The 25859-nt window shown below is 61.2% G+C and carries 19 protein-coding genes and 1 CRISPR repeat array; of the genes, 11 read left to right on the top strand and 8 right to left on the bottom strand.

The genetic code is table 11. The features are described from left to right. Nucleotides 1-307: 307 nt before the first annotated feature. From BUB23_RS15320 to BUB23_RS15350, 7 genes are all read right to left on the bottom strand, one after another. Nucleotides 308-1585, bottom strand: a complete 1278-nt coding sequence (locus tag BUB23_RS15320) for a putative Na+/H+ antiporter (RefSeq protein WP_073104292.1) — start codon at nt 1583-1585, stop codon at nt 308-310. A gap of 45 nt (nt 1586-1630) precedes the next feature. Next, nucleotides 1631-3259, bottom strand: coding sequence for a GMC family oxidoreductase (locus tag BUB23_RS15325; RefSeq protein WP_073104531.1), 1629 nt, complete (start codon nt 3257-3259; stop codon nt 1631-1633). A gap of 78 nt (nt 3260-3337) precedes the next feature. Next, nucleotides 3338-4225, bottom strand: a complete 888-nt coding sequence (gene ubiA / locus BUB23_RS15330; RefSeq protein WP_073104533.1) for a 4-hydroxybenzoate octaprenyltransferase — start codon at nt 4223-4225, stop codon at nt 3338-3340. Nucleotides 4226-4481: 256 nt separating this feature from the next. Further along, nucleotides 4482-5558, bottom strand: a complete 1077-nt coding sequence (locus BUB23_RS15335; RefSeq protein WP_073104294.1) for a tartrate dehydrogenase — start codon at nt 5556-5558, stop codon at nt 4482-4484. 25 nt (nt 5559-5583) lie between these two features. Continuing rightward, complete coding sequence (locus BUB23_RS15340) at nt 5584-6501, bottom strand: NAD(P)-dependent oxidoreductase (RefSeq protein ID WP_073104295.1); 918 nt, start codon at nt 6499-6501, stop codon at nt 5584-5586. A gap of 49 nt (nt 6502-6550) precedes the next feature. Next, the gene (locus BUB23_RS15345; protein WP_073104297.1) at nt 6551-8020 is read right to left on the bottom strand and encodes an NAD-dependent succinate-semialdehyde dehydrogenase; all 1470 of its coding nucleotides are present in this window, start codon (nt 8018-8020) and stop codon (nt 6551-6553) included. Nucleotides 8021-8038: 18 nt separating this feature from the next. Then, nucleotides 8039-9010, bottom strand: a complete 972-nt coding sequence (locus BUB23_RS15350; protein WP_073104299.1) for a 2-hydroxyacid dehydrogenase — start codon at nt 9008-9010, stop codon at nt 8039-8041. Nucleotides 9011-9127: 117 nt separating this feature from the next. Between BUB23_RS15350 and BUB23_RS15355 the strand changes: the two genes are divergently transcribed. The 4 genes from BUB23_RS15355 (at nt 9128) to BUB23_RS15370 (ending at nt 13318) form a co-directional block, all read left to right on the top strand. Next, on the top strand, nt 9128-9958 hold the full coding sequence (locus tag BUB23_RS15355) for a FadR/GntR family transcriptional regulator (protein ID WP_073104301.1): 831 nt from the start codon (nt 9128-9130) through the stop codon (nt 9956-9958). A gap of 201 nt (nt 9959-10159) precedes the next feature. Then, nucleotides 10160-11143: a hydroxyacid dehydrogenase gene (locus BUB23_RS15360; protein ID WP_073104302.1), complete on the top strand. Its 984-nt coding sequence runs from the start codon at nt 10160-10162 to the stop codon at nt 11141-11143. Between the two features lie 14 nt (nt 11144-11157). Then, entirely contained in the window at nt 11158-12306 is a 1149-nt protein-coding gene (locus BUB23_RS15365; RefSeq protein WP_073104304.1) for a mandelate racemase/muconate lactonizing enzyme family protein, read from the top strand. Nucleotides 12307-12337: 31 nt separating this feature from the next. Beyond that, nucleotides 12338-13318 carry a tripartite tricarboxylate transporter substrate binding protein gene (locus BUB23_RS15370; RefSeq protein ID WP_073104306.1) on the top strand — a complete coding sequence of 327 codons (981 nt, stop codon included), beginning with the start codon at nt 12338-12340 and terminating at the stop codon, nt 13316-13318. Between the two features lie 51 nt (nt 13319-13369). On the opposite strand, the gene BUB23_RS15375 is transcribed toward BUB23_RS15370, so the two are convergent. Beyond that, nucleotides 13370-14566: an aminotransferase-like domain-containing protein gene (locus tag BUB23_RS15375; protein WP_073104308.1), complete on the bottom strand. Its 1197-nt coding sequence runs from the start codon at nt 14564-14566 to the stop codon at nt 13370-13372. 274 nt (nt 14567-14840) lie between these two features. Between BUB23_RS15375 and BUB23_RS15380 the strand changes: the two genes are divergently transcribed. From BUB23_RS15380 to cas6f, 7 genes are all read left to right on the top strand, one after another. Further along, the gene (locus BUB23_RS15380) at nt 14841-16040 is read left to right on the top strand and encodes an amino acid aminotransferase (protein ID WP_073104536.1); all 1200 of its coding nucleotides are present in this window, start codon (nt 14841-14843) and stop codon (nt 16038-16040) included. A 260-nt stretch (nt 16041-16300) separates the two neighbouring features. Next, on the top strand, nt 16301-17299 hold the full coding sequence (cas1f, locus tag BUB23_RS15385) for a type I-F CRISPR-associated endonuclease Cas1f (RefSeq protein ID WP_073104309.1): 999 nt from the start codon (nt 16301-16303) through the stop codon (nt 17297-17299). Further along, nucleotides 17296-20664: a type I-F CRISPR-associated helicase Cas3f gene (gene cas3f / locus BUB23_RS15390; protein ID WP_073104311.1), complete on the top strand. Its 3369-nt coding sequence runs from the start codon at nt 17296-17298 to the stop codon at nt 20662-20664. The genes cas1f and cas3f overlap by 4 nt, the downstream gene beginning before the upstream one ends. 334 nt (nt 20665-20998) lie before the next feature. Next, nucleotides 20999-22345, top strand: coding sequence for a type I-F CRISPR-associated protein Csy1 (gene csy1 / locus BUB23_RS15395; protein ID WP_073104313.1), 1347 nt, complete (start codon nt 20999-21001; stop codon nt 22343-22345). Nucleotides 22346-22383: 38 nt separating this feature from the next. Then, the gene (csy2, locus tag BUB23_RS15400; RefSeq protein ID WP_218599012.1) at nt 22384-23349 is read left to right on the top strand and encodes a type I-F CRISPR-associated protein Csy2; all 966 of its coding nucleotides are present in this window, start codon (nt 22384-22386) and stop codon (nt 23347-23349) included. A 17-nt stretch (nt 23350-23366) separates the two neighbouring features. Further along, nucleotides 23367-24392 (top strand): type I-F CRISPR-associated protein Csy3, encoded by a 1026-nt coding sequence (gene csy3, locus BUB23_RS15405; protein WP_073104316.1) that lies wholly within the window; start codon nt 23367-23369, stop codon nt 24390-24392. A gap of 11 nt (nt 24393-24403) precedes the next feature. Then, on the top strand, nt 24404-24967 hold the full coding sequence (gene cas6f / locus BUB23_RS15410; protein WP_073104318.1) for a type I-F CRISPR-associated endoribonuclease Cas6/Csy4: 564 nt from the start codon (nt 24404-24406) through the stop codon (nt 24965-24967). A gap of 137 nt (nt 24968-25104) precedes the next feature. Beyond that, nucleotides 25105-25852: a CRISPR direct-repeat array (repeat unit 28 nt; unit sequence GTTCACTGCCGTGCAGGCAGTTAAGAAA). The last annotated feature ends 7 nt before the right edge of the window (nt 25853-25859 follow it).

A 25859-nucleotide genomic window follows, 5' to 3' on the forward strand; every position in this document is an offset into this window, starting at 1 on the left:
GAAACCATCCCAAGAAAGTTTGTGAAGAACTCCGGCCTATCAGCCGGAATTTCTCCGCCACGATGCAGGGCGCCTGCGGCGCCGCATCGACAACGCCTCGCTCGACCTCGCCGTGAACGGCGAGGCTTGCGCTTAGACGCGTGGTCAAAGGAAAAACCCGCTTGCAGCCGCCCCGACGTGCGAGAACGGGAAGACGCGGCAAAGCCCCGAAACTGGTTAATTTTAGCCGGTTTTGCCGACCGGCACCGTACAAGGCCCCTGCGGGGCCGGCGCCGCCAGTAAAACCAGGACCAGCCTGGCGTCCGCGCTAAAACGAATTGGGCAGCATGAACATCGCGGCGGCCACCAGCGTGGGCAGCGCCGCCGCCGCCAGCAGCTTCAAGGGAGAAATGGCACCGTCGGGAAAAGTGCCTTTCAAAATCGAAAAGCCCGCCGGATTGGGAGCGTTGGCGATCACCGTCAGCCCGCCGCCGGTCACCGCGCCGGCCACCAGCATGTAGCGCCATAGTTCGCTGGTGCCTTCCACCAGCGAACCCAGATAAGTCAGCGCGGCATTGTCAGTAACCGCCGTAAGCGCCGTCGCGCCCCAGTACAGGACCGTGGGCGACAGGCCGGCCAGCAATTCCTGCAACCACCATTTCTGCAGGCCGCCCAGGACCACCAGGCCGGCCAGGAAAAAGCCCACCATCAGCCCCTCCCTGATCAGCAGGGGGTTTTGATGGCGCTGGTAGGCGTGAGCATAGCCGATGAAGAGCATGAGAAAGCCCATGAAAATCACCGGATGGTGGGCCGACAGGACCACCCCGACCAGGAATACCGTATGGATGGCGATCACGCTCAAGGGCACGGGCGGGCGGGCCGCCGCGGCGGCGTTCGCATCGCGGCCGATGCTGCCATCCTGCAGCCGCGCGCGGCACACCAGTGTCAGGATGCCCGCGTTGATCACCACGGCCAGGGCCGCGCGCCAGCCGAAATGCGTCGCCATATAGACGGTATCCCAGCCGAATGTCTGGGCGACCATCAATACCGGCGGCGCCGCGTATGCCGTGAGCACACCGCCTATGGAAACATTGACGAACAATACCCCTATCGTCATGTACTTGAAGCCGGCCTGGCCCGGCCGGCGGAAATAGGCGTCGCGCAGCAGCAGCGCGGCCAGCGTCATGGCCGCCGGCTCGGTGATGAACGAGCCCGCCAGCGGCACGAAGGCCATGGTCACGAAAAACATGGCCAGTTCATTGGGTATCGGCAGCATTCTGGCCAGCGAGCGCACCCCCATGCTGACCAGTTCCAGTATGGGACGGCTTGCCGCCACCACCATGATCACGAACACAAACGCCGGTTCGGTGAAGTTGCGGGTATCGATATAGCCGACGGTCTCGCCCACGCCCGACAGCAGCGCCATGGCGGCCAGCAATACGCAGGCCCAGACGCCGAAAACCGCCTCGACCTCGGACAGCAAATGCCATAAGCCGGCATGCGGCCCGCCGCGGTTGGCCAGGCGGGCGAAAACGGGCACCGAAAAAGTGTGAATGATAGCGACCGCGAACAGCGCGGTAGCCAGATACTCCAGGAAGCTAGGCATGCCTCAACCTTTCAAAAGCCCGACTGGCGGGGGAAAATTGTCGCGTCAGTGTTTGCGCGCTTGGGCCAGAATGAAGCCGGCCCCTTTCTCGGCAATCATCACTGAGGGAGAGTTGGTATTGCCGGAAGTGATGGTCGGCATGATGGACGCATCGATGACCCGCAGGCCTTCGATGCCGCGCACCCGCAATTGCGGGTCCACCACCGCCATGGCGTCCAGCCCCATCTTGCAGGTGCCCACGGGGTGGAAAATGGTGGTGCCGATATCGCCGGCGGCCCGTTCGAGGTCGGCCTGCGATTCGACTTGCGGCCCCGGCTTGTATTCCTGCGGCCGGTACTGGGCGAGCGCGGGTTGCGCCATGATGCGGCGCGTCAGCCGTATGCTGTCGGCGGCCACCTGGCAGTCCTCGGCGGTTTGCAGGTAATTGCACAAAATCGCCGGCGGATCGCCGGCGTCGGGCGAAGTAATGTTGACGTGGCCCCGGCTGGTGGGGCGCAAATTGCAGACCGACGCCGTGATCGCGGGAAAATCGTGCAAGGCGTCGCCGAACTTTTCCAGCGACAGAGGCTGCACATGGTATTCCAGGTTGGCCCGCTGCTGGGCGGGGCTGGAACGGGCGAACGCCCCCAACTGCGATGGCGCCATCGCCAGCGGCCCGCGCTTCTGCAGCGCGTACTGCACGCCCATCAAGCCCTTGCCCCACAGCGAGCCCACCATGGAGTTCAGAGTCTTGGCGCCCTCCACCTTGTAGATCAGGCGCAGTTGCAGGTGGTCCTGCAAATTCTGGCCGACGCCTTGCAGGTCGTGCACGACCGGAATGCCCAAAGACTGCAGAAGCGCCCCGGGGCCCACGCCGGAAACCTGCAGAAGCTGGGCGGACCCGATGGAGCCCGATGACAGGATGACTTCCGCTTTGGCCCGGGCGAATTTCTTGTGGCCTTCATGGGTGTAGCGCACGCCATCGGCCCTGCGGCCGGCGAACACGATGCGTTCGGCCTGGGCCCCGGTAAGCACCGTCAGGTTCGGACGTTTGGCGACCGGATGCAGAAAGGCTTTGGCGGAAGTCCAGCGCACGCCGCGCCGCTGGTTGACCTCGAAATAGGCGCAGCCCTCGTTGTCGCCGCGGTTGAAATCGTCGATGGCGGGGATGTCGGCCTGTTGCGCCGCCTGGCGGAAGGCATCCAGGATCTTCCAGGACAGGCGCTGCCGCTCTACCCGCCAGGTGCCCGAGGCGCCGTGGAATTCGCTCTCGCCGGCATGGTGGTCTTCGACCTGCTTGAACACCGGCAGCACATCGTCCCAGCCCCAGCCGGTATTGCCCAGCGCGGCCCAGCCGTCGTAGTCGGCCGCCTGGCCGCGCATGTAGATCATGCCGTTGATGGCCGAGCAGCCGCCCAGCACCCGCCCGCGCGGATAGCCCAGGCTGCGGTTGTTGATGCCGGGGTCGGGCTGGGTGCTGTAGCACCAGTCGGTGCGCGGATTGCCGATGCAATACAGATAGCCAACCGGGATATGGATCCAGCGCCAGTCGTCGCGCCCGCCCGCCTCCAGCAGCAAGACTCTGTCGGCGGGATCTGCCGAAAGGCGATTGGCCAGCAGGCAGCCCGCCGAGCCCGCGCCCACGATTATGTAATCAAACTCCTGGGGAGCTTGTGCCGATGCGTCGTCCACCATGTTGTCTCCAGCGGCCAAGCCGCGATCTTTGTTTTTCTCTTTTTCCATTCTAATTGTTTTCTTTGCCGCAGGCTGCGTTTACCCCGGCAATGTTCCCGCCAGGGCCGCCAGCAGCAGCAGCACGCCTATGGCCATATTGGAGCGAAACAGCATGAAATTGCGTTCGGGCCGCGCCAGGTCGAAGACGCGCATCTGCCAGGTGAAGTGCGCCGCGATGGCGGCCATCACCACATAATACGGCCAGGCCATATGCATGGCCGCCCCGGCAGACACCCATAGCGCCACGGTGGCAATATAAAAACCGCTGATCCAGATTTTGCCCTTGTCGGCAAAGCGCAGCGCCGTCGAATGCAGGCCCAGCTGCCTGTCGTCGCGCACATCCACATATGCGTAAATGGAATCGTAGCCCACCTGCCACAATACCGCGCCCAGCCACATCGCCACAGCCGCGGGCGGCACACTGTTCTGCGTATCCGACCAGGCCATCAGCATGCCCCAGTTGAAGCCTATGCCCAGCACCACTTGCGGCCAATAAGTGAAACGCTTGCATAGCGGATAGACGATCACGATAGGCATGAGCGCCAGCGCCAGCCAGCGGCTGTATTCGTTCAGGGCCAGCAGCAGCACGGCGCACACCACCAGTTGCCCCAGCACGAACCACAAGGCATTCTTGAGCGTGAGCTGGCCGCTGGTCAAAGGCCTGAAACGGGTGCGCTCGACTTTCTTGTCGATATCGCGATCAAAAATGTCATTGAAGCAGCAGCCTATGCCGCGCATCAGCAAGGCGCCCAGCGAAAAGATGAACAGGCGCAGCAGCGTGGGCCAGCCATCGGCCGCCTGGGCCAGCGCCGCCAGGCAGGGCAGCAAGGTGAGCCAGGTGCCCACCGGCCTGTCCAGCCGGCACAGGCGGGCATACGGCCCCCAAGAGCGCGGCAGCCAGCGCTCCACCCAGTCGTCGGGGCGCATGTCGGACAGATCGGGCGCGCCGGGCGCCGCATCGGCCCGGCGCTCGCCGGCGGGATCGGCGGCGCCGGCCGCGGCTTCATGGGTGGATTCGGAAGAAGAAGGCGTCATCGCACGGCAATTGAACGGTTTGGTTGCAAAGATAGCGCCCGCGCGGGGCGGGTAGCGGGCAAAAGCCCGCCGCTGGCCGATTTTACCCCGTACGATACCAGGCCTTCGCCGCGGCGCCGCGCCCGCCGGGAGCGGCGCCGCCGCCCTGCTAGCTCTTGCCTATTCTGCTCAGGATGTCGTCGCCCAGTTCAGCCGTGCTGGCCGAGCCCCCCAGGTCTTTCGTGACACGCCGGTCAGGCGCGGCCAGCGTTTGCTCGATGGCCCGCATGACGCATGCCGCCGCGTCAGCCTGGCCCAGGTGATCGAGCATCATGGCCGCCGACCAGATCTGGCCTATCGGGTTGGCGATGCCCTGCCCCGCGATATCGGGAGCCGAACCATGCACGGGCTCGAACATGGACGGATGCTTGCGCTCGGGGTTGATATTGGCGCTGGGCGCCACCGCGATCGTGCCGGTGATGCCTGGCCCCAGGTCTGAGAGGATGTCGCCGAACAGGTTGGATCCGACCACCACGTCGAACCGCTCGGGCGACATGACGAAACGGGCGGCCAGGATATCGATGTGATATTGGTCCGCCCGCACCTGGGGATAATCGGCGGCCACCACGGCGTAGCGCTCGTCCCAGAACGGCATGGAATGGAAAATGCCATTGGACTTGGTCGCCGACGTCACATGGTTGCGCTCCAGGCGGACCGCCAGGTCGAAGGCATAGCGCAGTATGCGGTCGGTGCCGCGGCGGGTGAAGATGGCCTCCTGGGTCACGAATTCATGCTCGGTGCCCGCGAACATCCGCCCGCCCACCTGGGAATACTCGCCCTCGGTATTTTCCCGCACTATCCAGAAGTCGATCTCGTGCGCCTGCTTGTTCGCCAGCGGCGACGGCACGCCGGGCAGCAGCCGCACCGGCCGCAAATTGACGTATTGGTCGAATTCGCGCCGTATCGGGATCAGCAGGTTCCAGAGCGAAATATGGTCCGGCACGCCGGGAAAGCCCACCGCCCCCAGGAAAACCGCGTCGCTGTCGCGCAGTTGCGAGATACCGTCGTCAGGCATCATCTTCCCGGTGGCCTTGTAGCGTTCGCAGCTCCAGTCATAGTGGCGGTAGTTCAGTTTGAATCCGTAGAGGGCGCTGACCGCGTCGAGCACGCGCAGCCCTTGGGGTACGACCTCGTTGCCGATGCCGTCGCCCGGGATGACGGAGATGGTGTAGACATTGTCATGCATCAGGATGCTGTCCTTGGAAAAGGGTTCACGACTCGCCGCGGCCGGGGGCCGGCGCGTTCGCCGGCCCCGCCAGGAAGCTTATCAATTCGGGCACGGCGGCCTGGCCCAGGCCGGCGCCGTCCGCGTCGGCATAGACTTGCGCAATCGCCGCGGCCGCGCCATGGGGCGCGCCGGCCTCTTCGGCCATGGTTTGGTAATAGCCCATGTCTTTCAAGGCGTTGGAAATGGAAAAGCGGAAGCCCGAAGGATCGTCCGCCTCGATATAAGGGCGCAGCCGGTTCAGCACCACCCCGCCGCCGCCGCCATTGCTCAGGACATCGCTAAAGACCTGCGCATCGACGCCCGCCAGCCTGGCGCAGGCGGCGGCCTCGGCCAGCACGGTGGAAAAACCCAGCGATACAAAATTGTGCAGCAGCTTCAATTGGTGGCCCGAGCCTGCCGGGCCCGCGTGAACTATGTTTTCGGCATAGCACTGCAGTATCGGCAGGCAGCGCTCATATACCGCCCGATCACCGCCGACGATCAGGTTCAACTTGCCGGCGGCCGCCTCTTTGGGAGTCCGCGTCATGGGCGCGTCCAGGAACAGGCCGCCGGCCTGCTCCACCGCGCGGGCTATCTTTATGGTCGACGATGGGATGGCGGTGGAGCAATCGATGACAATGCCGCCGGGCCGCAGGCCTTCCAGCAAGCCGGCCTGCCGGAACAGGACGTCCTCCACCTGCGGTGAGCCGGTGACGCAAAGAATCACCACATCCGCGCCGCGGGCCAGGGCGGCGGCCGTGCCGACCGTCGTGGCGCCCGCCGCCAGCAGATCGTCCACCGGTTGATTGCCGGGGTGCTCGAGCAGCGCCAGGCTATGCCCGTGGCGCAGGATATTGGCGGCGATGCCATGGCCCATCAGGCCGACGCCTATCAGGCCTATGCGCGTTTTATTCGTTTCCATGCGTATCTCCGTGCGAGTTCTTCTCAAGTTTTTCTATTGGGGGCGACGCCTAAGCGCGCTTGCCGCCGCGCAGCCCGCCTGCGCAGATGTATTTGATTTCCAGGTAGTCATCGAGGCCGTATTTGGAGCCTTCCCGGCCTACGCCGGACTCCTTGATGCCGCCGAACGGCGCCAGTTCGGTTGAAATAATCCCTTCATTCAAGCCGACGATGCCGCACTCCAGGGCTTCCGCGACCCGCCATGAGCGCTCGTAGTCGCTGGTATAGAAATAGGCCGCCAGCCCGAAGGGCGTGTCGTTGGCCATCGCAATCGCTTGCTCTTCGGTCGAAAAGCGTATCAGCGGCGCCACCGGCCCGAAGGTTTCTTCCTGCATGAGCTTGGCCTGCGCGGATACGTCGAGCAGGATGGTGGGCTGGAAGAACAGGCCGCCCAGTTCATGTGGCTTGCCGCCGGTCAATACGCTGGCGCCCAGCGAGAGCGCATCGCTGATATGCTCCTGGACCTTGTCGACCGCGGCCTCGTCGATCAGGGGGCCAAGGTCCACGTTGTCGGCCAGGCCATTGCCCACCTTCTGCGCCTCCACGACCTGCTTCAGGCGCGCCGCGAACGCATCATAGATACCGTCCTGCACGAAAATGCGGTTCGCGCATACGCAAGTCTGGCCGGCGTTGCGGAACTTCGAAGCCATCACGCCGGCGACCGCCTGCTCCAGGTCCGCGTCGTCGAAGACGATGAAAGGCGCATTGCCGCCCAGTTCCATGGACACCTTCTTCATGGTGCCGGCGCATTGCGCCATCAACTGCTTGCCGACGCTGGTCGAGCCCGTGAACGACAGCTTGCGCACCAGCGGGTTGCCGGTCAGCTCGGCGCCTATTACCGAGGAACTGCCGGTAACGACGTTGAACACGCCCGCCGGGATGCCGGCTTCGAGAGCCAGCTCGGCCAGGGCGAGCGCGGAATAAGGCGTTGCGGTGGCCGGCTTGACCACGATGGTGCAGCCCGCGGCCAATGCGGCGCCCGCCTTGCGGGTGATCATGGCGTTGGGGAAGTTCCATGGCGTAATGGCGGCGACCACGCCCACCGGCTGCTTGATCACAATGATGCGCTTGTCGTTCGTCGCGGCGGGAATCACGTCGCCGTAGGTGCGCTTGGCCTCTTCGGCAAACCACTCCAGGAAGGACGAACCATAGGCGATCTCGCCGCGCGACTCCTTCAAGGGCTTGCCCTGCTCCAGCGTCAGAATGGTGGCCAGGTCTTCCTGATGGGCCATGCACAAGTCGTACCAGCGCCGCATCAGCCGGGAGCGGTCCTTTGCGCTTTGTTCTCTCCAGGCCGGCAGGGCGTCGCCGGCCGCCTGGACGGCCTTGCGGACATCCGCCGTCGTCAGGCTCGGCACACTGCCCAGGATGCTGCCATCCGCGGGATTGTTGACGGGAATGGACTGGCCATCGCTGGCGTCTATCCATAGGCCGCCAACGTGGCATTGCTGGCGGAACAGGGAGGGGCGATCGAGATTCATGGTTGGGCCTTTTGAGGATCAGGAAAGAAGGTTGCGGGGTATGCGCCCCTGGCCCAGCGCGTCCAGGCCATCGATCAACAGCCAGCCCATCGCATCGCGGGTTTCCTGGGTGGCGCTGCCGATATGAGGCGTCAGGAATACATTATCCAGCGCGCGATAGCGCGGATCGATATCGGGTTCGTTGGCGAAGACATCCAGGCCGGCGGCGAAAACCCGGCCGCTGCGCAAAGCGCCGATCAGCGCGTCATCGACGATCAGGTCGCCCCGGGAAATGTTGACCACCACCGCGCCGCCGGGCAGGCGCGCAAGGCGCGACGCATTGATCACGCCCTTGAGCCCGGGCGAGCCCGGCGCGGCGATCACGAGGACATCCGCGGCTTCGAGCGCCCGTTCCAGCGAGTCGTGGTAAATGGCGCCGGCCTCGAGCTGCGGCGGCAGCCGGCGGCGATTGTGATAGTGGATTTCCAGGCCGAACGGGCGGGCGCGCGCGGCGATGGCCTGGCCTATCCGGCCCATCCCGAATATCACCAGACGCCGGCCCGTCAGCCCCTTTCCCAGCAACTGCGTGGGGCTCCAGCCCGGCCACTGCCCGCCTCTTACCATGCGGTCCGCCTCATGGCCGCGCCGGCAGGCGTTGAGCATAAGCATCAAGGCGATTTCCGCGCAGGCGTCGCTGAGCACGTCAGGCGTATTGAGCACCTGTATGCCCAAGGCCCGGGCGGCGTCCATGTCGATATGGTCGTAGCCGACCGACAGGGTGGCCACATGCTTCAATGCCGGCGCCAGCGCGCGCAGGACATCCGCGTCTATCGTCTCGGTGGCGCTGACGAACAAGGTCTGCGCGCCCCGGGCGTTGTCGATGATGCGCCCGGGCGGCAGTATGGAATCGTCGGCATTGAGCGCCAGGTCATAGCGCTGGCGCAGGGCCGCCTCGACGCCGGGAGTAAAGCGGCGGCATAAATATGCCTTGGGAAGCTGTGTTGGGTCCATGTCGGATATCGTCTCGCGTAACGGCTTATTTATAATACCAATTTATATGATAAGTTTGTCAAGCAAATTCGCCGCAATGGTATGATGCGCGGAAAAGCGTTTTAGGAAAGCGATACCATGGCCCCTCCCAGAAGCAGTGCGCAAGCAGGCAAACCCGCCGCCGACATGACGCTGGCGGACCGGGTCACTCAAGTCCTGGCGCGCCAGATACGCGGCGGCGCCTACCCCGTCAATGCCCGCCTGCCCACCGAAAAGTTCATGACGCAGGAATATGGCGTGAGCCGCACGGTGGTGCGCGAGGCCATCTCCCGCCTGAAGTCCGAAGGGCTGGTGGAGACCCGCCAGGGCAGCGGCACGGTGGTGCTCGATCCCAAGTCGAGCGAGGCATTCCGCCTGGGGCTGCCCGACGGCAATCCGGCCAGGGGCGTGCTGCGCATTATTGAACTGCGCCGCGGCATCGAGGCCGAAATGGCGGCCCTGGCTGCCGAGCGCCGCAGCGACGCGCAAATGGCGCAAATCAACCGGGCGCTGCAAGCCATAGACCGCGCCGTGCGCGACGGCGGGGACGGCGTCGCCGAGGACCTGGCCTTCCACATCGCCATTTCCCGCGCCACCGGCAACCCGCATTACACCGAATTGCTGGGCTTGCTGACCCGGGCATTGCAGGACGCCATCCGCGTCACGCGCGGCAATGAGGCCAGGCGCGCCGACCTGGCGGATGAGGTGCGCGCCGAGCACGAGGCCATACGCGCCGCCATCCAGGCGGGCGATGTCCAGGCGGCCAGGACGGCTGCGTTTCTCCATATGCAGAACACGGCGCGGCGCATCGAGAGCGTCGACCCCGGCTACTGGAGCGGAGCCAGCGGCGAAGCGGCCAACCGCCTGGCGCGCGCCAACTTGGGCGCGGTGCTGCGCGAGCAGCCCGCAAAAAGCCCCAAGAAGCCTTGAACGTCGCGGCAACGCCGTTTCCGGCCATTGGGAAGCCCCGCGAATTAATCATGCCATCCTGTTATTTGTGTGATACATTCATCATACAATTTAAATGAGGCCGTTCCCGCCACGCCCATAGATAGGCCGACGCCGGGACGGTCAAAAAGGAGACAGCATGAGCGCGCACGATGGCGCTTCCGCGCATAGCGGGAGCCGCCCATGAGCACATCGATTCCCCGGCCCCGGGTCGTACTGACCGACCCTATCCACCCGGACGCCTTCAATTATCTGGCCGGGCAGGCCGAAGTCATCCTGATCGACCCGCAGCTTTCCCGCGAAGCAGCCGATATTGCGCTGCGCGCCGCGATAACCACGGCGCAGGGGCTGATAGTCAGGCGCCAGCTGCCGCCCGACATTTTCGATGGACCCCATGATTTGCGCGGGGTGCTGCGGCACGGCGTAGGGCTGGACTTCATTCCGGTCGCAAGCGCCACCGCCCAGAAGCTGCCCGTCGCCAATACCCCGGAAGTCAATGCCAACGCGGTGGCGGAATACGCCATCGGGGGGATGCTGGCGGCCACCCGGCGCTTCGGGGCTTTCGACAAGCATGTGCGCGACGGCCGGTGGGATGCGCGCCGCAACGCCGGCGAGCTTACGTTCGAACTCAGAGGCCGTGCGGTGGGCGTCGTCGGCTACGGCGCCATCGGCAAACGGATCGGCGAAATCGCATCTCTTGGCTTCGGCATGCAGGTGGCCGCCCATACCCGGACTTTGTCCCGCTTGCCGCCTGGCGTGCAAGGCGTAGACCTGCAGACGCTGTTTTCCATCAGCGACTTCATCGTCCTTGCCTGCCCGCTGACCGACGCCACCCGCGGGATGATCAATGCCGGGGTGTTCGCCCACGCCAAGCCGGGCGCCACGCTGATCAATGTCGCCCGCGGCCCGGTGGTCAAGGAGGCGGACCTGGCCGCCGCCCTGGAAACCGGCCGCATCGCCGCCGCGGTGCTGGATGTCTTCGAAGTCCAGCCCCTGCCCATGGCGAGCCCACTGCGCGGGCATCCCCGCGTCATCCTGACCCCCCACCTGGCGGGCACGACGCAGGACGCGGAGCGCGCGATGGGCATGCTCGCCGTGCAGACGCAGCTGTCGCTGATCAAGGGCGAACGCCCGGCCAATATTGTGAATGCCGGCATCTATACCTGAACCGAGGAGCAATAATGAAAATCACCCGCATCACCGCCATCCCCCTGTCCTACCGCCTGCCCGAAGGCAAGACGGTCACCATGGGGGTGGGCAGCACCCTGAAACGCGATGCCATCATCATCCGGGTCGAGACATCCGAAGGCATCACCGGCTATGGCGAATCGCATCCCGGCCGCAGCCCGGGAGCCATCACCAGCCTGATACACAATACGCTCGCCCCCCTGCTGCAAGGCATGGACGCCACCGATGTGGTGGGCGCCTGGCAGCGGGTGCACCGCATGCAGTTCTCCAGCCACGGCCTGGGCGCGGGAGCGGCCCTGGCGCTGTCCGGCATAGACATGGCCTTGTGGGACATACGCGGCAAGGCCGCCAACATGCCGCTATATGAGCTGCTGGGCGGCTCGCGCCGCCGCATTCCCGCCTATGCCGGCGGCATCGCCCTGGGCTATCAACCGGCCGCGGCGCTGGCGGCCGAAGCGCAAAGCTACGTCGAGCGCGGCTACAAGGCGCTGAAGCTGCGCATAGGCGATACCGTCAAGGACGATATCGAACGGGTCACACATGTACGCCAGGCCCTGGGCGACGATATCGACATCCTGACCGACGCCAACACCGCCTACACGATTGCGCAGGTCCGCCGGGTGCTTCCCGTTCTGGCGGATATCCAGGCCGGCTGGCTGGAAGAACCCTTCGCCTGCAACGATTTCGCCTCGTATCGCGAGGCGGCGCGCATTACGCCGCTGGTGCCCATCGCCGCCGGCGAGAACCATTTCATGCGCTTCGAATTCGCCCAGATGCTGGAAGCGGGCGCTGTCCAGGTATGGCAGCCGGATCTTTCAAAAACCGGCGGCATCACCGAAGGCATACGCATCGCCGCGCTGGCGTCCGCCTTCCGGATTCCCGTGCATGCCCATAGTTCGGCTACCGGCCTGAACCATGCGGCCACGCTGCATTTCCTGGCGGCGACCGAAAATGCCGGCTACTTCGAAGCTTGCGTATCCCAGTTCAACCCCTTCCGCGACATGTTTGGCCCAACCTTCCAGATCGGCGCCGACGGTTGCGTGGAGCCGCCATCGGGGCCAGGCCTGGGCGTAGAGGTCGACGAAGCGATATTCAAAGACTTCCCGGTAATCGACGGCCCCGGCTATGTCGTGAAGTTTTAATAAAAAGGCCAGAAGGCCGAGGAGACAATACATGAAAAATATATCGATATTTCTTGCGGGCGCCTGCGTGGCGCTCGCCGCCGGCGGGACGGCCCTGGCCGGCACGCCAGGCGCATACCCGGAAAAGCAGGTGCGCATCGTGGTGCCCTACCCGCCCGGCGGATTCAACGACACGCTGGCGCGAACGGCCAGCGAATACCTCACCAAGCAGTGGGGGGAAGCCGTCGTCGTCGAGAACAAGCCTGGCGGCAACACCCTGATCGGCAATTCGACGGTGGCGAAGGCCGCGCCCGATGGCTATACCCTGCTGATCACCCCATTGCCATTCTCGGCGCTGCCCGGCCTGTACCGCGACAAAATGCCCTACGATGCCATCAATAGCTTCGAACCCGTGATATGGGCGGGCAGCACGCAGAACATCCTCACCGTGCGCGCCGACTCGCCATTCAAGACCGTGCAAAGCCTTATCGATTACGCCAGGAAGCATCCCGGCGAAGTCAATTACGGCTCCACCGGTTCGGGCTCGTCCAACCACTTGTCCATGGAGCTGTTCCTGGACATGACTGGCACGAAAATGACCCACATACCTTACAAAGGAAGCGCGCCGGCCGTCACCGCCCTGCTGGCCGGCGATATCGACGCGCTGTTCGACAATGTGCCGAACGTCTATCCCAATATCAAGGCGGGCAAGCTCGCGGGGATCGCGTCGACAGGCGCGAAGCGCGCCCCGCTGCTGCCCGAAGTCCCGACGGTCGCGGAATCCGGAGTGCCGGGCTATGAAGTCAATGTGTGGTTCGGCATACAGGCGCCCGCCGGCACGCCGCCGAATATCATCGCCAAGGTGAACAAGGACTTGGTCCAGATGCTGCGCGAACCGGCCATCGTCCAGAAGTTCGGTTCCCAGGGAGTCGAGGTCGTCGCCAGTTCGCCCGAGCGCTTCAAGGCCCTTGTCGCCAGCGAAGTGCCGAAATGGACAGGGGTCATAGACCGCGCGGGCATCAAGCTGGAGTAAGCCTGCAGGAGGATGAGCTGGACGCCGCGCCGCGCGTCCGGCTTTCCTTGATCAGCTTTCCTTGATCAGCTTGCCCAGTATGGCTATGCCTTCGCGGATCTTCTGTTCGGACACGGTCACGAAGCTCAGGCGCAGGGTGTTGGTCTGCGGTTCGGAACCCGCGTAGAAAGGCGCCCCCGGCACGAAGGCCACGTTCTGTTCAATGGCGCGCGCCAGCAACTGCGTGCCATCGATATGGGCTGGCAGGGTCACCCATATGAACATCCCGCCCTCCGGCCGCGTCCAGCTTGCCGTGGCGGGAAAATGCTCGTCCATGGCTTCCAGCATATAGCCGCACTGTTCCTTGTACAGATCGCGCACCATGGGCAAATGCGTCGTCAGGAAGCCGTCTTTCACGGTTTCATAGACCGCCATTTGCGTCAGCGTCGCCGTATGCAGGTCAGTGGCCTGCTTGATCTGGACCAGCTTGGAAATTATCGGCTTGGGCGCCACGATATAGCCCAGGCGCAGGCCCGGCGCGAGCACCTTCGAAAAGGTGCCCAGGCGGATCACCGTCGCGCCCACGGCGCGCCCCAGGCCCAGCAAGCCCGGCAGCGCCTGGCCGGCGTAGCGCAGGTCGCCATAAGGGTCGTCCTCGATGATAGGCACTTGCGCCGCCGCGCAGCGCTCGACCAGAGCCTTGCGCCGCGCCAGGTCCAGCGTCAGGCCGGTGGGGTTCTGGAAATTGGGCAGGACATAGATGAAGCGGGCCCCCGCCGTGCGCTCATCGGTCAGGCTCTCGGGGATCAGCCCGCCTTCGTCGGTGGGCACGGCGACATACTTGGGTTCGAACAAGGAGAACGACTGCAGCGCGCCCAGATAGCTGGGCGCTTCGACCAGAACCTTGCTGCCCGGATCGATGAACAGCTTGCCCAGCATGTCGAGCGCCTGCTGCGAGCCCGATACGATAAGCACTTCATCGGGCGACACGTGAGCGCCCACCCGCTTCAGGTCTTCGGCCACCCAGGCGCGCAGCGGCGCATAGCCTTCGGTCGGGCCGTACTGCAGGGCCGATTCCCCGCTTTTTTCCAGGACGCGGTCGAACGCGGCGTTGATAATGGCTACCGGGAAGCCTTTGGGCGCGGGCAAGCCGCCAGCAAACGAGATGATCTCGGGCCTTTCCGTGACTTTCAGAATCTCCCGGATCGTTGAACTGGTAAGTTGCTGCGCGCGCTGCGAAAAGGTGTAAGGGAGGGTATACGAGTCCATGATCCTGAAAAATTCCCGGTAAAGAACAAAATGGCAACCTCCTAGATTACCGCAAGTTCGTTGAAGATTCAGCGAATTTCACGGCCCGCGGGCGTTCGATGGCGTTTTTGCGACGTTTTCCTGGGTGCGGATGGCGGAATTTTCAGAACTGTACAAATAATAGCGGGAACTGCCTGCACGGCTGCGAACCGGTCTGCAAGCGCATATGCGTGACCGGAATCTCTATAATGGTCGATTCTTCTCCTTCATTTTCGCAATCACCGAGACCCCGACCATGTTCGAGCATCTGGAAAAATACGCCGGCGATCCTATCTTTGGGCTTAACGAGGCATTCCATCGGGATGTCCATCCGCAGAAAGTCAATCTGACCATCGGCCTGTATTACGACAACGCGGGCTGCATACCGGTATTGTCGTCCGTAAGAACCGCCGAACAGCGCCGCGCCCAAGAACCCGAGCCGCGCACCTATCTGCCGATGGAGGGGCTGGCTCCGTACCGCGAGGCGGTGCAGAAGCTGGTGTTCGGCGCCCAGCACCAGGCGCTGCAGGCCGGGCGCGTGGCCACGATCCAGAGCGTGGGCGGGACGGGCGCGCTGAAGGTCGGAGCCGACTTCCTGCACCTGGCCTACCCCGACAGCCAGATCTGGATCAGCGATCCCGCCTGGGACAACCATCATTCCATTTTCCAGGGCGCGGGCGTGCCGACCCACTCGTATGCCTATTATGATCCGGCGACCAAATCCCTGCGGTTCGACCAGATGCTGGCCGAATTGCGCGAGCTGCCGCCCAAGAGCTTCGTGCTGCTGCACCCCTGCTGCCACAATCCCACAGGCGTCGATCTGTCGCCGGAGCAATGGCTGCAACTGATCCCGGTGCTGGCCGAACAAGAACTCATTCCCTTCCTGGACATGGCCTATCAGGGCTTTGGCGCGGGGCTGGACGAAGACGCATTCGCCGTGCGCGCCATGGCCGACGCGGGCCTGGTCTTCCTGGTGGCGAACTCGTTCTCCAAAAACCTGTCTTTGTATGGCGAGCGTTGCGGCGGCCTGTCGGTGGTGTGCGCCACGCGCGATGAAGCCGACGGCGTGCTGGGCCAGTTGAAAGCCGTGGTGCGCCGCATTTATTCCAGCCCCCCGGCGCACGGCGGGCACATTACGTCGGCGGTGCTCAACGACCCGCAATTGTATGCCGCATGGGTGCAGGAAGTCGCCGGCATGCGCGAGCGCATCGCCTTCGTGCGCAAGCAGACGCATGAACAATTGAGCGCCAAGCTGCCGTCCTACGACTCCAGCTATTTCGTCAAGCAGACCGGCATGTTCACCTATACGGGCCTATCCTCGCGGCAATTGCTGGCCCTGCGCGAGCGGCATGGCGTCTACATCATCGACTCCGGCCGCATCAGCGTTCCGGGCCTGAACACGCGCAATATCGCCTATTTCACCGATGCCATGGCCGATGTGCTGAGCGCCGGATAGACTCTGGCCTAATTTCAACAAGGGGCACACGCATGACGACGGGCGAATGGATCATATTGGCGATTTTCGGGATAGGCCTGCTCTGTTCGCTGTCCCTGTTCCTGTGGCTACTGCGCATTGTCCGCCGCGACAAGCGCGGCGAGAAGTAGGGAATGGCATGGCGACTGATTTTTCTCAATATGTCTTGCATTTAGCCGCTAATAAAAAGTAAATGCCCGTATCTTTTGGTAATCTTCCATGGGTGAGTAAGGAGGCTTGCCATGGAAGATATCAGCCCCGCGTCGCTCAAGGCCATTCTGCATTCCAAGCGGGCGAACCTTTATTACCTCGAACATTGCCGTGTATTGGTAAATGGCGGCCGCGTCGAGTACGTGACAGATGAAGGCAAGCGGTCGTTGTATTGGAATATTCCTATTGCCAACACAACATCGATTTTGCTCGGAACGGGTACTTCTATTACTCAGGCCGCAATGCGGGAATTGGCTAAAGCCGGCGTGCTGGTCGGGTTTTGCGGAGGCGGCGGGACGCCTTTATTTTCCGCCAATGAAGTCGATGTCGAAGCGATTTGGTTTTCTCCGCAAAGCGAATATCGGCCTACTGAGTACTTGCAGTATTGGGTCCGATTCTGGTTCGACGACGCTTTGCGGCTTGCGGCCGCCCAGGCCTTTCAGCGAGAGCGCCTGGCACGCATAGGACAATGGTGGACGGACAATCGCGCCCTGCGGGACGCAGGATTCGATGTCAGCGATGAAAAGCTGGATGCGGCATTGCGAGCCTCGGGCCTGCGGATAGAGGCGGCGGCTGATAACACTGAGCTGTTGACTGAAGAAGGGCGGCTGACCAAGCAGTTGTATAGGCTGGCGGTGCAGGCCACCAAATATGGGGAATTTACCCGCGCCAAGCGGGGAACAGGTGTTGATCCAGCCAATCGTTTTCTGGACCATGGAAATTATTTGGCCTATGGCCTTGGCGCGACGGCGACGTGGGTGCTGGGGTTGCCGCATGGTCTGGCGGTGCTGCACGGAAAGACGCGCCGGGGCGGCCTCGTTTTTGATGTGGCCGACTTGATCAAGGATGCCGTCATTCTGCCGCAGGCATTTGTTTCAGCCATGCGCGGGGATGATGAACAGGCATTCCGACGTGCCTGCATCGAGCAGCTTACCAAGGCAGAGGCCCTGGACTTCATGATAGACACGCTCAAGGAAGTTTCCTTTCGCCTTGGCCGCGATGCGTCATCGATCGGAGACGAGGCATCATGAACATCTTGCTGCTGTCGCAGTGCGATAAAAGAGCCTTGGTCGAGACCCGGCGGATTCTCGATCAATTTGCCGAACGACGCGGAGACCGGACCTGGCAGACTCCCATCACCTTTGACGGGCTGGAAGCCTTGCGTCGATTGTTGAGAAAATCGGCGCGCAAGAATACGGCGGTGTCATGCCACTGGATTCGAGGCCATGAGCATAGCGAGTTGTTATGGATCGTTGGCGACGCAAGCCGTTTCAATGCGCATGGGGCGACACCGACAAACAGTACAGTCCGCAATGTGCTGCGCCGGCACGAAGAGAACGATTGGCGTACGGGTGAAGATATCGGCTTGCTGGCAAGCCTGGCGGCCTTGCTGCACGATCTGGGCAAGGCCAGCCGGGCATTTCAAGCGCGGCTCCAGCCTGGCGCGCCGGTTGAACGAAACCAGTATCGCCACGAATGGGTCTCCCTGCGTCTGTTTCAGGCTTTTGTAGGACAGTCATCCTCCGACCGGGACTGGTTGCAGCGTTTGAAACAGCTTTCCGAAGATGATGGCGGGTCGTGGCTGAATGCTGGCCGCTTGCTGCGCGATGGCCTCGATGCCGTCGATAAGCCGTTCATATCCCTGCCCCCGTTGGCGCAGGCCGTAGGCTGGCTGGTATTGACGCATCATCGTTTGCCGGTGCTGCCAGGTCTGGACCGTGATGGGAATCCCTTGAGATTAGGCGCAAGAATCCCGGCGTTTCAAAGTTCTCAATTGGATAATGTATTAAGCAAAATCGATGCGGCATGGAATGAGCAGCCTACGACGACCCGGCGCGCTGCCATCGAGCCTTATTGGGATTTCCCGCAGGGCTTGCCGGTAACCACCCCCTTGTGGCGCAAGCGGGCCTCGCGTTTGGCCCAACGGCTGTTGGCGCTGGTCGAGAAAAACCCAGCCGCGCGGTGGCTGGAGGATCCTTACATCATGCATGTCGCGCGCTTGAGCCTGATGCTGGCCGATCACCATTATTCCAGTTTGACCGAACCGCATGAACGGCTTGCAGGCCAGCGAGCATATCCCATATTTGCCAATACAGATCGGGAAACGGGCGAGTTATGCCAGCCTCTGGATGAACATTTGTTGGGGGTGGCCCAGTATGCAGGAGCGGTCGCGCATGCCTTGCCCGGATTTGCCCAGCATTTGCCTCGTTTGGTTCGTCATAAGGGATTGAGCAAGCGCAGCCAGGACGAGCGCTTTCGCTGGCAGAATCGCGCGGCAGATCTGGCAGCTTCCATTCGAGAACACACGGCTGATCGGGGCGCCTTTCTGCTTAATATGGCCTCGACGGGTTGCGGCAAGACGCTGGCCAATGCGCGCATCATGAATGCATTGGCCGATCCCCATCGCGGTTTGCGCTGCGCTTTTGCGCTGGGCCTGCGTACGCTTACCCTGCAGACAGGGAAAAGCTTTCAGGACGCATTGCAGTTGTCCAGTGATGAGCTTGCCGTGCGTGTCGGCGGCGCGGCCAGCCGGATGTTGTTCGAGCATTACGAGCAAGTGGCGGAACGCAGCGGGTCCGCATCCAGTCAGGCTTTGCTGCCTGAGGATGGGCGCGTGCTGTTCGAGGGCAATAGCGATCATCCTTTATTGAAGCTGGCCATGAAAGACCAGCAAGTGCGGGCGCTGTTGGCGGCGCCGTTGTTGGTGTGCACCGTTGACCATTTGGTGCCCGCCACCGAGAGCCAAAGGGGCGGCAGGCAGATTGCCCCAATGCTGCGCTTGATGAGCGGCGACCTGGTTCTGGATGAACTCGACGACTTCGGCCTGGATGATCTGCCAGCACTGACGCGCTTGGTCTATTGGGCCGGCCTGCTGGGCTCGCGGGTGTTGCTGTCCTCTGCGACACTGCCTCCAGCCCTGGTGCAGGGAATGTTCGACGCGTATCTTGCGGGACGGGAAGTATTCCAGCGCAATCGGGGACAACGACCCGGCCAGGCGCTTAATGTATGTTGCGCCTGGTTCGACGAGTTCCATCAGCAGGCGCTCGATTGTCAGGACAGCGTTGCGCTCGCGCGGGGGCATCGCGCTTTTGCCGAGAAGCGGCATGCGCGTCTGGGGCGGGACCTCGTTCGACGCCGGGCATACCTGGCGCCATTGGCGCTCACCAGCTCGAACAAACCGATTACACGCGGCGAGTTTGCCGAGTCCTTGCTAGAGCAGGCTTTGTCCATGCATCGCACACACCATAGTTGCGATCCCGCCACCGGCAAGCGCATCAGCTTCGGCCTGGCCCGCATGGCCAATATCGAACCCTTATTCGATGTGGCCCTGGCGCTTTATGGGCTGGGCGCGCCAGCGGATGTGCGTATTCATTTGTGCGTATATCACTCGCAATTCCCCTTATTGTCGCGATCGGCGATCGAGCACAGACTGGATCGCATTCTGGACAGGCGCAAGCCGGAAGCCGTTTTCTCCATGCCGGATATCCGCAAAGCCTTGTCGGCGGGGGATGAAGCGGATCATCTGTTCATCGTATTGGGATCGCCTGTAACTGAAGTAGGACGGGACCACGACTACGACTGGGCCGTGGTGGAGCCATCGTCCATGCGTTCCCTGATCCAGCTTGCCGGACGTGTCCGCCGGCATCGCATAGGCGAGTGCGCCACTCCCAATATTGCTGTCTTCGATACGAATTTGCGGCATTTCGAGGACAGTGGCAGAGCGGCATACTGCAAGCCCGGCTTCGAGGACGATGCTGGGCCATTTCGATTGGCCCAGCATCATTTGCAGACGTTACTAAGCGATGAAGAGCGCCGCGTCATTGATGCGCGCCCTCGTATTTTGCCGCGTCCCAAAAGCGAGCAACGGCCGCAGCATAGCCTGGTCGATCTTGAGCATGCGCGTTTAGACGCCTGCATGTTGCCGCCGCCGGTTTCGACGGCGGTACTGTCGGAACGCGATATCCGCGCCGGAAAGAAACAGCAATCGGCCCCGTTGAATGCAAGCAGCATATGGACCATAGCGCTCGCGCATCTGACCGCTGTATTACCGCAGCAGCAACCATTCCGGCGCGACGATATTCCGCGTGTCGACATCGTGCTCTTGCCCGATGAGGACGGAGAAGACTATTTGCTGAACCGTATCCAGGAAGACCGGGAATCTTTGTATATCGCCGTGGACGCCAGCCTTAATCACCGTGTCGATGGCAGCGCTTTTACGGGCCAGCGGATAGGGCCCTGGTGCAATGCCGATTACATGGCCGAATTGATTGCATTGGCCGAATCCAGGGATATGGCCCTGGAGGATTGCGCCAAGCGATTTGGGACAGTGAGCCTGCCCGCCAGCGAGCAGGGATGGAGGTTCCATCCCTGGCTGGGGTTTGCGAAACAACGGTAGAAGCTGCCTGTGCGGCAGTGAATGCAAAACAAGACGATAGCCAATATTTGCTGAGCTGCCTTTTCAGCAGTACTCGAATTTGAGTGTATTGAAACTTCTTGCTTTTATGTACTAGCCGAGCGTAACATCTAAAAGCAAAAAAGAAAAGTAAACAAAATAAAACTATAACTAATATGGATAGTTTCAATTATTCAAGCTTATATGATTTTTTAAGTGCGGTATATAGAAATGGGTAGCGGCCGCCGTAACAGCAGATCGCGTTCCTGTGGGCGGAAGGGCCCATAAATCAAGTATTGCTTTACGGGTTTTATTATCTGAAATAGGAGCCCTTTAAATGGACGACATCAATCAGCATCGTCGTTCAGGCTTTCAGGCTGTCATCAAGCAATTCCTCAAGGAAAGGCTGGACGCCAGGCTGGATAAACTGCCTGAAGACGATTCCAGGCGCCAGTCGCTCATAGCGCAATTCGAGCCGGAAACCTGGATTGCCGACGCTGCGCGGCGCGTTGGCCAGATCCAGGCGGCGACTCATATTCTCAAAGCGGTTCATCCCGATGCCCGCGGCACCAATTTCTATCTATCACCCGATAGCTTGCCGTCGCATGCCGAGGTCGGCAGCCACGCGCTGGGAGACGATTTTGCCGGGGATGTCGTAGGCAACGCTGCCGCGCTGGATGTCTACAAGTTCTTGCGCCAGACCTGCGATGGCAAAACCTTGCTGGATGCCGTACTGGCAGGCGACGCGGACTTGAAAGCGGCGTTCAGCGAAGACTCCGCCCAGGCTCAAACCTGGATGGAGTCATTTGCCGGTCTCGTGCAAGCGCGTGGAGGCGTCGCCACTCATACGCGCGCCAAGCAGGTGTATTGGCTGGTGGGGCGGGATCCGTGCAATGATGGCGACTTCCATTTACTGGCCCCCCTGTATGCCAGTTCACTGGCACATGCACTGCACAGCGCCATCAACGAGGATCGCTTTGGCGATGCTGCCAAAGCTGCACGCCAGGCCCGGCGCGATAAGCAGGACCATCCGACAGGGTATTCCGACTATCCGCAGCTGCTTGTGCAAAAACTCGGAGGGACAAAGCCGCAGAACGTCAGCCAATTGAATAGCGAGCGCGGCGGCGTCAATTATTTGCTGGCTTCGCTGCCGCCTGTATGGAAAAGCGGTGACTTGCGGGAGCCGTGGAGGGTGGATTCCGTGTTTGCCATCTTCGGCGCGCGAATACCTGTGCGGGCTGCAGTGCGGGAACTCAAGCGATTCCTGAAGGCCGATCCGCCGGAAACGATGGCGACCCGCAATTATCGTGATGAATTGGTTGATGGAATCATAGATGAACTGGTCAGCTATGCGGGCGAGCTTCAGGAAGGACTCACGCCTGGATGGAGCGCGGATGCTTTATGCCGCCTGCCTAAGGAGGAGTGCTTATGGCTGGACATAGGCCGTAGCAAGCAGGATGAAGGCTTTCGCAGCGAATGGCTATGGTTCGATTGGCCGCTGGAAATAGGAAAGCGCTTCGGCAATTGGTTGAATGGCGCTTTGGGGAAAAACTTGCCACTGGGTGATATTGAACAGCGTCAGTGGCGTCGCGAGTTACTGACCGATCCGCTATGGGCATTGCAGCTTGACCAGGGCAAAAGAAACATCAACAAGGTTACGAAGGCCGCAGGAGAAGAAGCATGAGCGCGTTGCCAATGAGTGCTTTGCCAGACAGCAATGGCTTGCTGATACTGCCGCGTATACGGGTCCAGAACGCCAATGCGATATCCAGCCCGATAACCCATGGCTTTCCATCGATAACTGCGTTTCTCGGCTTGCAATGGGCGCTGGAGCGCAAACTGCTAGGAAAATTTCCGGTCGTGTTCGACAGCATAGGCGTTGTTTGCCACGATTATGAAGAACAAACCGCCAAGGGCGGATATACCAAATCCTTTTGCCTGACGCGCAATCCGATCGAGAAGGACGGCAGCACGGCCGCCATAGTCGAGGAGGGGCGCATTCACCTGGACATCACATTGCTCTTGGGGATAAGCGGCGGATGCATTCCTGACTTTACTGAGGACGAGCGCGCCGCATTTGCCTACGAAGTCGCGGAGACTGTTGCGCGGATGCGGATAGCCGGCGGCAGTGTGGTGCCGGGGCGCCATGGGGCGCGAGGCAAGCCGCAGCTAGTGTTAGTGCCTTTGTCAACGGACGCGGCTGAAGCGAACAATGAATTCCGCCTGCTGCGCCGCCGTTGGCTGCCTGGCTTCGCGCTCGTCAGCCGGGATGATTTGCTGGCGCGGCGCTGGGAATCATTGAAAAAAAACAATCCGCGGGCGACCAAGTTCGACGCCTTGCTGGATTTGTCGCGATTGAACTGGCGGCCAGGGCCGGCTGCTGATGCCAATGATCCGCAAAAGACCGTCGAATGGCTGCCAGAAAGAAAGGATGGCTGGATCGTGCCGATGCCAGTGGGGTATGGCGCATTGGCGCAGTTCCAGGCAGGCGCGGTAGAGCAGGCTCGCGATTTGCGAGCGCCCTTTTCTTTTGTGGAAAGCCTGTATTCCGCCGGTCAATGGATCAGCCCGCATCGACTCGGCTCATGGCGTGACTTGCTTTGGTACGGCCGCGCCGACACAGAAACAGGCTTGTATCGTGCCTGCAACGATTATGTTCAACCGACAACAGTCGAATTGCCGTATTAAACACAAGGAGATTTATCATGTCCGATAACTTGAAAACCGCATCAGTATTGGCATTTGAACGTAAGCTGGATCCTTCTGATGCATTGTTCTTCGCAGGTAGCTGGGATGCCAGGAGCGATCATTCAAAATGGCTGGGCGTGCCTGTGCGCGAGAAATCCGTGCGCGGCACAATTTCCAACCGGCTAAAAACGAAAGACCAGGATCCCGCAAAGCTCGATGCCGCCATTGAGAATCCGAATCTGCAGACCGTTGATGTGGCGGCCTTGCCCGGCGATGCCGATACGCTGAAAGTGCGCTTCACCTTGCGTGTATTGCCCGGTACGGGGACCCCTTCCGCCTGCAACGACGTCGCCTACCAGCAGCGTTTGCATGAAACAGTACAGGGCTACGTGAATACCCATGGTTTTTCGGAGCTTGCGCGCCGTTACGCCCATAATCTGGCCAACGGTCGATTCCTGTGGCGTAACCGCATCGGCGCCGAAAAAATCGAAATACATATTTCCTTGCTGAGCAACGGCAAGGCAGATAAAGCATGGGTGTTCGACGCGTTGGCGTTGTCCTCCCGAAACTTCCAGGCTGACGGCAAGGTGGCTGCGTCCTTGCAGGAACTTGCCGATGCCATTGCGGCGGGATTAAGCGGTGCACGGCACGTGCTCCTGGAGGTCACGGCATTTGCCCGTATTGGGGCGGGACAAGAAGTATTCCCTTCCCAGGAGCTGATCCTTGACCGGGGACGCGGGGACAAAAGCAAAACCTTGTACACGGTAGACGGCTTCGCGGGCATACACTCGCAGAAGCTGGGCAACGCCATCCGGACTATCGACGACTGGTACCCCAATGCAGAAGAGCTCGGCCCAATTGCCGTCGAGCCGTATGGCTCCGTGACCACCCAAGGCAAGGCATACCGTCAACCCAAGCAAAAGCAGGACTTTTATAGTTTATTGGACGGCTGGGTATTGAAAGGGGTGGTTCCTGATCAGGGCAGCCAGCATTATGTGATGGCGGTGCTTGTGCGGGGCGGTGTTTTTGGTGATGCGGGCTAAGGAGTCTACCCATGGATCACTATATCGACCTGACGATGCGTCGCGATCCGGAGTTTTCATTGCCGCAATTGATGAGCGCCTTGTATGCAAAGCTGCACCGCGGCTTGGTACGCCTGAAAAGCGACCAGATTGGCGTCAGCTTCCCCGGCGTCGATACCGCTAGGGAAGGCTTGGGGGCAGTCATGCGCCTGCACGGCGATGCCTCACTGCTGCAAACGCTGATGGCAACCGACTGGTTGTCAGGCATGCGCGATCATCTCATCATAGGCCGTATGGCGGCAGTGCCGGAAGTTCATCAGCATCGCAGCGTACGACGCGTGCAGGCCCAGAGTAGCCCGGAGCGCTTGCGCCGCCGCTCGATGAAGCGCCATGGCCTGGATGCCGACACGGCTCGCAAACGCATTCCCGACTCCGCCCAGGAAACCCTCGATTTGCCGTTTTTGCGGGTTGCCAGTTCAAGCACCAGTCAGACATTTCTATTCTTCATAGAGCATGGGACATTGCTTCCAACGCCAGTTCCAGGACAGTTCAATACCTATGGCTTGAGTTCCAAAGCAACCATACCCTGGTTTTGACGTTTTTGCCCCTTTTTCTGTGGCAATTTATTGTTCTTTAAAAATCAGTAGCTTACAGAAGGAGGCAAAATTTTGGTGTTTTAAAGGAAACATGGATAACGTTTTGATGAAAAACGGTTTCTTTGTTTTTCTTTCTAGTTCACTGCCGTGCAGGCAGTTAAGAAAAAGCTTACCGGCGGCAGCAACGATATCGCCTTGTTCACTGCCGTGCAGGCAGTTAAGAAATTTACCGGGTCGTGCAGCACCATCTGGAGGAGGTTCACTGCCGTGCAGGCAGTTAAGAAATACGGAGCCATCATCCTTATCGGCGTCCTGCTGTTCACTGCCGTGCAGGCAGTTAAGAAACTATAGGCGTTGACCTCAACAGTGCGACCTGCGTTCACTGCCGTGCAGGCAGTTAAGAAAAGCACGCTCTATGCATTGCCGGAATGGTGCATGTTCACTGCCGTGCAGGCAGTTAAGAAATCCCCGACGACGTGTCTTTTCCCGATCTACATGTTCACTGCCGTGCAGGCAGTTAAGAAAGATGCACTGGGGTTCCCCGGGGACGCGGCCGAGTTCACTGCCGTGCAGGCAGTTAAGAAACGTCCGGGGCATGCGATTCATGTTCTTTGGTCGTTCACTGCCGTGCAGGCAGTTAAGAAATGCACGCGGAAATGCAGGAAGAAGCCCAAGAGGTTCACTGCCGTGCAGGCAGTTAAGAAACTGCAGCGCTTCGGCATCTTCGCAATCAGTGGGTTCACTGCCGTGCAGGCAGTTAAGAAATATCCCAATCTGAGATAGCACGACTCACCGGAGTTCACTGCCGTGCAGGCAGTTAAGAAACCGCTGTAATAAAATTTGAGACGACCGTTAGCGTTCACTGCCGTGCAGGCAGTTAAGAAATTGAAAA

It is taken from the genome of Pollutimonas bauzanensis, assembly GCF_900129885.1.
Classification (GTDB): Bacteria; Pseudomonadota; Gammaproteobacteria; order Burkholderiales; family Burkholderiaceae_B; genus Pollutimonas; species Pollutimonas bauzanensis.